The following is a 3,375-nucleotide window of genomic DNA, read 5'->3' on the forward strand; positions in this document are numbered from 1 at the left end:
TTGATGACCCCGGCCACGCCGGCGGCGGCCTGAGTGTGGCCGATGTTGGACTTGATGGAGCCGAGCCACAGCGGACGTCCCTCGTCCCGCTCCTGCCCGTACGTGGCCAGCAGCGCTTGCGCCTCGATCGGATCGCCGAGCGTGGTCCCGGTGCCGTGCCCCTCGACCACATCGACCTCTGCGGGCGACAGCCGCGCGTTGGCGAGCGCCTGGCCGATGACCCGTTGCTGTGAGGGCCCGTTCGGCGCGGTCAGGCCGTTGCTGGTGCCGTCCTGGTTGACCGCGGAACCCCGGAGGACGGCCAGCACCTGGTGGCCGTTGCGCCGCGCGTCCGACAGCCGCTCCAGCAGCAGAAGCCCGGCGCCCTCGCCCCAGCCGGTGCCGTCGGCCGCCGATGCGAACGGTTTGCACCGGCCGTCGGGCGCCAGACCGCGCTGGCGGGAGAACTCGATGAAGGTGGTCGGCGTGGCCATCACCGTCACGCCACCCGCCAGCGCCATCGTGCATTCGCCCTGCCGCAGTGCCTGGGCCGCCAGATGCATCGCGACCAGGGAGGACGAACACGCCGTGTCCACCGTCACCGCAGGGCCTTCGAGGCCGAACGCATACGCCACCCGGCCGGACATGACGCTCGGCGTACCGCCCGCGAGCAGATACCCTTCGACTTCCCGCGCCGAGGAGCTTCCGGAGGCGCCGTAGCCCTGATAGGTGCCGCCCGCGAAGACGCCGGTGACGCTTCCGGCGAGCGTGTCCCGGTCCAGGCCCGCGTTCTCGAAGGTCTCCCAGGCGGTTTCCAGGAGCAGGCGTTGCTGGGGGTCCATGGCGAGCGCTTCGCGCGGGCTGATGCCGAAGAACGCCGCGTCGAACCCGGCCGCGTCGTGGAGGAAGCCGCCCTCGCGCGCATAGCTGGTGCCCAGACGCTCGGGGTCGGGGTCGAAGAGGGTGTTCAGATCCCAGTCACGGTCGGTGGGCATCTCCCCGATGGCGTCCCGGCCCGCGGCGACCAGCTCCCACAGTTCTTCCGGCGAGCGCACGCCGCCCGGGTAGCGGCAGGCCATGCCGACGATCGCGATCGGCTCGTCGTCGGCGGCCGCGGGCGCTGTATGGGTGGTGACGGTGGCCTTCTGCCCCGTCAGTTCGGCACCCAGATAGGTGGCGAGCGCATTCGGCGTCGGATGGTCGAAGACCAGCGCCGGGGCGAGCGGGAGGCCGGTGGTGGCGGCGAGCTGATTGCGCAGCTCGACCGCCGTGAGGGAGTCGAAGCCCAGTTCCTGGAAGGGCTGCGCCGGGGGGATGGCGTCCAGGCCGGGGTGACCGAGGACCGTCGCGGCCAGGGTCTGGATATGCCGGACCAGGATCTGGTGCCGCTGTGCGGCCGGCGCCGCGCTGAGCTGCTGCCGCAACGGATTGTCGTCGGCGGTGTCCGTGGGTGTGGCGGGCTCCGCGGCCGACGGCATCAGACGGGTGAGGAACGGACTCGGGCGCTGCGCGGTGAACGTGCTGCCGAACCTCGCCCAGTCGACATCCGCGATCGTGACGGCGCTGTCGTGGTGTGTCAGGGCGTGGTGCAGCGACGCGATGGCGAGGTCGGTGGGGAGAGGCGAGAGACCGCGGCGCTTGAGGTGGGAGAGCGTGTGCTGGTCGGCGGCCATGCCTGCCTCGCCCCAGGGGCCCCAGGCAAGGCTGGTGGCGGGCAGGCCCCGGGTGTGGCGGTGTTCGGCGAGCGCGTCCAGGTAGGTGTTCGCGGCGGCGTAGGCGGCCTGTTGTCCGCTGCCCCAGGTGGCGGCGTTCGACGAGAAGAGAACGAAGGCCGTGAGATCGAGGTGCTGGGTGAGGTCGTGCAGGTGAGCGGCGGCCAGGGCCTTGGACCGCAGAACGGACTGCAACCGCCTGGGATCCAGCTCGCTGATCTGCCCGAGTTCCATGGTGCCTGCGGTGTGGAAGACGGCGGTGAGGGGGTGTTCGGCGGGGACGGTGTCGATGAGCTGCCGGAGTGCGGCGCGGTCGGAGGCGTCGCACGCGGTGATGGTGACGTCCGTCCCCAGAGCGGTGAGCTCCTCGCTGAGCTCGGACGCGCCGGGCGCGTAGGGTCCGGAACGGCTGATGAGGTGGAGATGGGGCGCGCCCCGGTGGGCCAGCCAGCGGGCGATCTGGGCGCCGAGACCCCCGGTGCCGCCGGTGATGAGCGTGGTCCCCGACGGCTCCCAGGGGGCGGGGGCGGTGTCGAGGGCGGGCACACGGGTCAGGCGGCGCGCGTACGTTCCGGTGGCGCGGAGGGCGGCCTGGTCCTCGGGCTGCCCGGGTACGAGAAGGGCTGCCAGCCGACCCGCGGTGTGGTGGGTCATGGCGGCAGGCAGATCGATGAGGCCGCCCCAGCGCTGCGGATGTTCCAGCGCGGCCACGCGGCCGAACCCCCAGATCTGCGACTGCTCGGGGTGGGGGAGGAGGTCGCTGCGACCGGTGGCGACGGCGCCTTGCGTGACGCACCACAGGGGCGCGCTGATGTCGGCGTCACCGAGCGCCTGGAGAAGAGCGACGGTGGCGCCGAGCCCGGCGGGCACCGCGCAGTGGCCGACGAGCGGTTCCTGGTCGAGGGCGAGCAGGCTGATGACTCCGGCGGGCTGGGACTCCTCGGTCAGCCGGTCGAGGCGTTCGCGGAGCGTGGCGCGATCGATGTCCTGAGCGTCGACCGCCAATGGGATCGCTGTGGCGCCGTGCGCCCGCAGCGCCTGGACGGTGACCCGGACCGTCGCATGCTCCTCCTGCCCGGCAGGGGCGACCACCAGCCAGGCGCCCGTCAGGGCCGGTGTGGCCGGGTCGGGGAGCTGCTGCCAAGTGGCCCGGTAGCGCCAGGAGTCGATGGTGGAACGTTCACGGTGCTGACGCCGCCAGGCGGACAGTACGGGGAGTGCGGGCAGCAGGGCGTCGATGCCGGGGCTGTCCTTCTCCAGCTGGAGCGTGCTGGTGAGGGTGTCGACGTCCAGCTCTTCGATGGCATGCCAGAGCTGCGCCTCGGCCGGGTCCTCGGCAGTCCCCTCGAAGCTCGTACGGGCGGCGGGCGGGGCCAGCCAGAAGCGCTGGTGCTGGAAGGCATACGTCGGCAACCCGACCACCTGGGGCGCCGGGTCGGCGGGAAACCAACTGGTCCAGTCGACTTCCACGCCCGTGGTGTGCAGCCGGGCGAGGGTGTGGGTGAGAGCCCGTTCCTCGGGCTGCTTACGGGTGAGGGTGGAGGTGGTGAGGGGTGTGGGGCGGTGGGTGGGGTTGTTCTGCTCGGTGTTGGTGGTGGTGTGGTGGTGGAGGGTGTGGTGGGTTGCGGTGGTGAGGGTGGGGTCGGGGCCGAGTTCGAGATACAGGCTGGTGTGGGGTGCGGTG

At 72.0% G+C, this 3,375-nt stretch carries 1 protein-coding gene; it reads right to left on the reverse strand.

Annotated features, from left to right (window positions below):
* Positions 1-3,375: SDR family NAD(P)-dependent oxidoreductase (locus ACFYOY_RS49030; RefSeq protein WP_388594624.1), on the reverse strand; the 3,375-nt coding region annotated here is incomplete at both ends.

This window comes from Streptomyces sp. NPDC007875, from assembly GCF_042868035.1.
GTDB lineage: Bacteria > Actinomycetota > Actinomycetes > Streptomycetales > Streptomycetaceae > Streptomyces > Streptomyces antimycoticus.